Origin of the sequence: Methylobacterium sp. B1 (genome assembly GCF_000333255.1) — a bacterium.
In the GTDB taxonomy this organism is placed as follows: domain Bacteria; phylum Pseudomonadota; class Alphaproteobacteria; order Rhizobiales; family Beijerinckiaceae; genus Methylobacterium; species Methylobacterium fujisawaense.
In genome coordinates this window covers 1-5,383 of the sequence record NZ_BACT01000878.1, presented here as the reverse complement: position 1 = coordinate 5,383, position 5,383 = coordinate 1, and the positions used below count along the sequence as shown (strand labels likewise).

Genomic DNA, 5,383 nt, shown 5'->3' with positions numbered 1-5,383 from the left:
TACCCGGCAGATCGACAGCGTGTTCTCCGACCTCGCCGTGAAGGCCGTGAAGATCGGCATGCTGTCGCAGGTGGCCGTGATCGCCGCCGTGGCCGAGGGGCTGGCGCGCCACGCCGGGGCGATCCCGATCGTCCTCGATCCCGTGATGGTCGCCACGAGCGGCGACCGGCTGATCGCGGACGCGGCCGTGGCGACGCTCCGCGAGCGGCTGCTGCCGCGGGCCGATCTGATCACCCCCAACCTGCCGGAGGCGGCGGTGCTCCTCGGCGAGGCCGTCGCCACGGACGCGGCGACGATCGTGGCCCAGGCCCGGCGGCTCGTGGGGCTGGGCGCCCGGGCGGTGCTGATCAAGGGCGGCCACGGCGTGGGGCGCGAGAGCATCGACCACCTCGTCACGGCGGACGGCACCCTGCGGACCCTCTCGGCGCCGCGAATCGCGACGACCAACACCCACGGCACCGGCTGCACGCTCTCGGCCGCGGTGGCGGCGGGACTCGCCCAGGGCCTGGATCTGCCTGAGGCGGTGGCGGCCGCCAAGGCTTACCTCACGGCCGCCCTCGCCGCCGCCGACCAGCTCGCGGTCGGGACGGGCCACGGGCCGGTCCATCACTTCCACGCTCTCTGGTCGTAGGCCGCGCCCGAGCCGGCACTTTCCCGCGCGCCCGCCGCCCGCCGCCTTGCAACCGGGCGGCGATTGCGTTTGAAGAAGCGCACGATCGTTCGGATAACGGAACGGTACAGGCGGACCGGTGACGATGCAGGATCAGGCGGAACGGCCCGACCGGGGGCGCGGGCGCGACCTGCTGACCGGCGCGCAGGCGCTCTCCGGGCAGCTCGGCAAGACCATCCAGCGGCTGCGCAAGGCCTACAACCTGTCGCTCTCGGAACTCGCCGAGCAGTCCGGCGTGGCCAAATCGATCATCAGCCAGATCGAGCGCAACGAGACCAATCCGACCCTCGCGACCATCTGGCGCCTGTCGCAGGCGCTGGACGTGTCCATCGAGCGGGTGCTGGCGGCGGGCGACGAGGAGCCCTTCATCGAGAAGACCTCCCGGGCCGACACGCCGATCCTCGTCTCCGAGGACGGGAAGGTGCGGCTCGCGATCATCGGCTGGCTCAAGACGATCGAGTGGCTGCAATGGTACGAGGTCACGGCGGATCTCGGCGGCGTCCTCGACTCGGACCCGCACCAGCGCGGCTCGGTGGAATCGCTGTCGGTCGCCGAGGGCGCGTTCGAGGTCGAGATCGGCGGCAGCGTGCAGCGCGCGCGGGCCGGCGAGACCCTGCGCTACCGCTGCGACCGGCCCCACCTCATCCGCTGCACGGACGGCCCGGCCCGGGCCACCATGGTGGTGATCATGAAGGCCGCCGTGATGGAGTGAGGCGGTTTCACCGCCCGCTGTTCACCCACCGCACCACGTCGGCGAGCACGGTCACCAGCGCCTGATCGAGGGCGCGAGCGCCGTTTCCGGCATCGATCTTGGACACCGGGACCCGGGCCGTGAAGATCCGCGCGGCGGCGACCTTGCCGGTGCCGTCGGCCACGAGCTTCAGCGACAGGTCGACCACCGCCTCGCCGGTCGCGGCCTGGACATCGAAGGCGCGGATCTCGCTGATCAGCTGGTAGTCGGCCACGACCTTGTCGCCGGGGCGACTCACCGAGCGGAGCCGGCCGGAATTCTCCAGGCTCTGGATGAGCCGCGTCTGGATCAGGCGCGGCAGCCGGTCGGCCCATTGGCCGCCGCCCAGGAAGGACAGCGCCCCGCCGTTCTCGCGCACGATGATCCGGTCGGCCTCGAAGGGCTGGATCCCCACCGGCTCCGACACCACGATCGAACGGCCGGCCGCGATCGGCCGGCCCGCGGGGGGCAGCGCCGCGAGGTCGAAGGTGAGGGGCGCCACACCGCCGCCGCAGCCGCCCAGGAGGGCGGCGAACAGCGCGGCGGCGAGGATGTGGGACGAGCGGACCATACACATGACCTGAGAAACTCCGCCGGCGAGCAGCGGAGCTGTAAAAGCTATGCGGTTAAAACTAATCCGCTGCGGCATCCGTGCCGTGCGCCGGGACACATCCGTCCGGCGCCGCGCGCTTTCAGCGCCCACCGTTGTATTCGGGCAACGATGGCTTGCCGCCGAAGATCACCTGGCTCGGGTCGCGCTCCAGGCTGCGCACCGTGCGGTTGAGGGTGCTCAGGGTCCGCTGCCCGTCCCCCGACAGGGCCTCCACCTCCCGGCGGCCGGTGCCACTGAGCCGTCCGAAACTGGTCGCGATGCTGGCAGTGCGCTTGTCGAGGTTCTCCGACATGGTCCGGAACGCCTTGCCGGCGTCGCGGACCGAGATCGCCGCCGCGCGGATCTCCGCGAAGGTGCTGGAGCCCTCCTGGCCGGAGGCCGAGCCCAGGAAGCTCTCGGCGCCGTTGAGCACCGCGTCGATCTTGTCGGCCGAGGCGCTGAGCTTGCCGGCGAGCAGCCGGGCGTCGTGCAGGCCCGCCTCGATGTCGGGGCTGGCCTTGGACAGGGCTGCCGAGAAGCGGTCGGCATTGTCGATTACCCGGCCGAGCTTCGCGCCGTCCACCGCCTTGACCAGGGCTGAGATGTTGGGGCCGGCATCGGCGAGCGTCTTGGAGAAGGTCTCGACATTGGACAGCGACCGGTTGATCGCCCCCTCGTTGGCGGAGACGAGCCTGTCCAGGCGGGCGAGCATGTCGTCGGCCCGCTGCGCCACCTGACGGGCCAGCGCCATCATGTCCTGCATGTCGGAGGAATCGGCGAAGATGGTCGGCGGCTCGCCGTTGGCCATCGGGGTCAGCACCGGCGCGTCGGCGTTGCCGCCCGACAGGGAGATCACCGAGACGCCGGTGAGCATCGCCGAGTCGAGGCGGGCGCGGGTGTCGGCCCGGAGCGGGGTCGCGGGATCGACCTTGATCGTGGCGAGCACCCGGCGGGGATCCTGCGGAGCGAGGCGGATATCAGTGACCTCGCCGACCTTGATGCCGTTGAAGTTCACGCTCGATCCGCGCGAGAGCCCCCCGACCGAGCCGGAGAAGACGATGCGGACGATCTGGCTGACCTGCCGCGAGGAGCCGCCGGAGAGCCACAGCACGGTGCCGAAGCCCGCCAGGATGACGGCGATGGTGAAGGCCCCGATGAGGGCGTAGTTCGCGCGGGTTTCCATGCGCTCAACCTGCGGTTCTGGCCGGCGGGGATGCGGCCGGGCCTGTGGCCCCGGCCCCCGGAGGGGAGCAGGGCGGGATCTGGGTGGGACGGTGATCAGGCATCGGGTCAGGCATGAGCCGAGGCGCCGCCCGTCGCGATGGTCCGGGCGCGCTTGCCGTGGAAGTAGGAGCGCAGCCAGGGATGGTCGCTCGCCAGCATCTCGTCGATCGTGCCGGCGGCGATGATCTGGCCGTCGCCGAGCGCCGCGATGCGGTCGCAGGCGGTGTAGAGGCTGTCGAGGTCGTGGGTGACCATGAAGACGGTCAGGCCCAGCGTTTCCTTGAGGGTCGAGACGAGGTCGTCGAACTCGCCGGCGCCGATCGGGTCGAGGCCCGAGGTCGGCTCGTCGAGGAACAGGATCTCGGGGTCGAGGGCCAGGGAGCGGGCGAGCGCCGCGCGCTTGATCATGCCGCCCGACAGCTCCGAGGGCAGCTTGTCGGCGGCGTCGGGCTTCAGGCCGACCATCTCGATCTTGAGCCGGGCGAACTCGTCGAGGAGGCGTTCGGACAGGTTCAGGTGCTCGCGCATCGGCACCTGGATGTTCTGCTTGACGGTCAGCGCCGAGAACAGGGCGCCCTGCTGGAACAGCACGCCCCAGCGCTGCTCCATCCGGCGCCGCTCCGCGTAGGTGAGCTCGTCGACGTCCCGGCCGAATACCTCGATCGTGCCGGCCGCTTGGGGTTGAGGCCGAGGATCGTCCGGGTGAGCACCGACTTGCCCTGGCCCGAGGCCCCGACGAAGCCGAGGATCTCACCGGCGCGGATGTCGAGGCTCAGACCCTTCAGGATGTTGCGGTCGCGGAATCCGACCACGAGGTCGCGCACGCGGATGATCGGGGCGGGGGCGGTCATCGGGTCGGCCTCAGAAGTCGATCGCGGCGAAGAACACCGCGAACAGGCCATCGAGGACGATGACCATGAAGATGGACTTCACCACCGACGCGGTGACGTGGCGGCCGAGCGATTCCGCCGAGCCTTCGACCGCGAAACCCTCGATCGTGGCGATCACCCCAATGGTCAGCGCCATGAACGGCGCCTTGATCAGGCCGACCATGACGTGGTGGACGCCCACCGCCGCCTGGAGCCGGACCAGAAACTGGTCGAGGGTCAGGCCGCCGTAGAGCATCGCGGTGAGGCCGCCGCCGGCGAGCGCCGCGAGGTCGCCGATCAGCGTCAGCATCGGCAGGCCGATCATCAGGGCGAGCACCCGGGGCACGATCAGGATCTCGACCGGGTCGAGGCCCATGACCCGGAGCGCGTCCACCTCCTCGCGCATGCGCATCGAGCCGATCTCGGCGGTGATCGCCGAGCCAGAGCGGCCGGCGACCATGATCGAGGTGAGCAGCACGCCCATCTCGCGCAGGATCAGCAGGCCGATCAGGTTGACCACGAAGGTCTGGGCGCCGAAGCGCTGGAGCTGGAAGATCCCCTGCTGGGCGACGATGCCGCCCACCAGGAACGAGATCAGCACGATGATCGGCGTGCCGTTGAGCGCCACCTGCTGGATCTGGTTGATCAGGGCGTTGCCGCGGAACGTGCCGGGCCGCAGGGCGACGCGTCCGCAGGCGGCGATCAGCTCGCCGAGGAAGGCGAGGGCGGTGACGAATTCATGGCCGCCCTGCACCGTCTGGCGCCCGGTGGCATCGAGCAGGCCGACGACCGGGCCGTGCCGCCGGGGCGGCGGCGCGTCCGGCTCGCGCAGGCGAACCTCCCCCAGAAGGGTGCGGTGCTCCGGCCGTGCGTTGAGATAGGTGAGGGCGCCCCCCGCCTGCTCGATCTCGGCGCGGGTCCGCTCCAGAACCCAGGCGCCGAGGGTGTCGAGGCGCTCGATGGCCGACAGGTCGACCGCCACCGGCCCGGCGCGGCCGGCCGCCGCGATGCCCGCGGCCGCGGCCTCGACGGCCGGGCCCTGGTCGGCGGTCCAGCGGCCGTCGAGCGTCAGACGGCCGTCGGCCGTCCGGTCCCGCAGCGCGGCGCCGGCCAAGGCGCCGGGAACAGTGCCCTCGCTCAGCAACACCCATACTCCTCGATCGAGGCACCACCCTGCCCGGCGGTTATGACGACATTACGGTTGACGATCCGTCTCCNACCTCACCCCTGAAGCGCGGCGTGAGGCCAGGGCGAGCCCCAGGCCCGCGGCGGCGAGCGGCGCCATGAGCAGGAAGGCA

5 protein-coding genes and 1 pseudogene are annotated in these 5,383 nt (G+C 71.2%); 2 read left to right on the top strand and 4 right to left on the bottom strand.

Translation table 11 applies throughout. The features are described from left to right. Together thiD and I53_RS24990 are read left to right on the top strand one after the other, a co-directional pair. Positions 1–631: bifunctional hydroxymethylpyrimidine kinase/phosphomethylpyrimidine kinase (gene thiD, locus I53_RS24995; RefSeq protein WP_043355844.1), on the top strand; the 631-nt coding region annotated here is incomplete at its 5' end. 124 nt (positions 632–755) lie between these two features. Next, complete coding sequence (locus tag I53_RS24990; protein ID WP_043355842.1) at positions 756–1,382, top strand: helix-turn-helix domain-containing protein; 627 nt, start codon at positions 756–758, stop codon at positions 1,380–1,382. 7 nt (positions 1,383–1,389) lie between these two features. Here the strand turns inward: I53_RS24990 and I53_RS24985 are convergent, their stop codons facing one another. The 4 genes and pseudogenes from I53_RS24985 to I53_RS24970 all read right to left on the bottom strand — a co-directional run bounded on the left by I53_RS24985 (position 1,390) and on the right by I53_RS24970 (position 5,232). Next, positions 1,390–1,971 (bottom strand): ABC-type transport auxiliary lipoprotein family protein, encoded by a 582-nt coding sequence (locus I53_RS24985; RefSeq protein WP_043382003.1) that lies wholly within the window; start codon positions 1,969–1,971, stop codon positions 1,390–1,392. Positions 1,972–2,092: 121 nt separating this feature from the next. After that, positions 2,093–3,175: an MlaD family protein gene (locus tag I53_RS24980; RefSeq protein WP_043355838.1), complete on the bottom strand. Its 1,083-nt coding sequence runs from the start codon at positions 3,173–3,175 to the stop codon at positions 2,093–2,095. A 107-nt stretch (positions 3,176–3,282) separates the two neighbouring features. Beyond that, positions 3,283–4,067, bottom strand: a pseudogene (locus I53_RS24975) (ABC transporter ATP-binding protein). Positions 4,068–4,077: 10 nt separating this feature from the next. Further along, the gene (locus I53_RS24970; protein ID WP_043355836.1) at positions 4,078–5,232 is read right to left on the bottom strand and encodes an MlaE family lipid ABC transporter permease subunit; all 1,155 of its coding nucleotides are present in this window, start codon (positions 5,230–5,232) and stop codon (positions 4,078–4,080) included. Positions 5,233–5,383: the final 151 nt, after the last annotated feature.

Excerpts from the sequence above, each read along its gene's own strand:
- I53_RS24990 (WP_043355842.1), top strand. The coding sequence starts at position 756 with ATGCAGGATCAGGCGGAACGGCCCGACCGGGGGCGCGGGCGCGACCTG.
- I53_RS24985 (WP_043382003.1), bottom strand. The coding sequence starts at position 1,971 with ATGGTCCGCTCGTCCCACATCCTCGCCGCCGCGCTGTTCGCCGCCCTC.
- I53_RS24980 (WP_043355838.1), bottom strand. The coding sequence starts at position 3,175 with ATGGAAACCCGCGCGAACTACGCCCTCATCGGGGCCTTCACCATCGCC.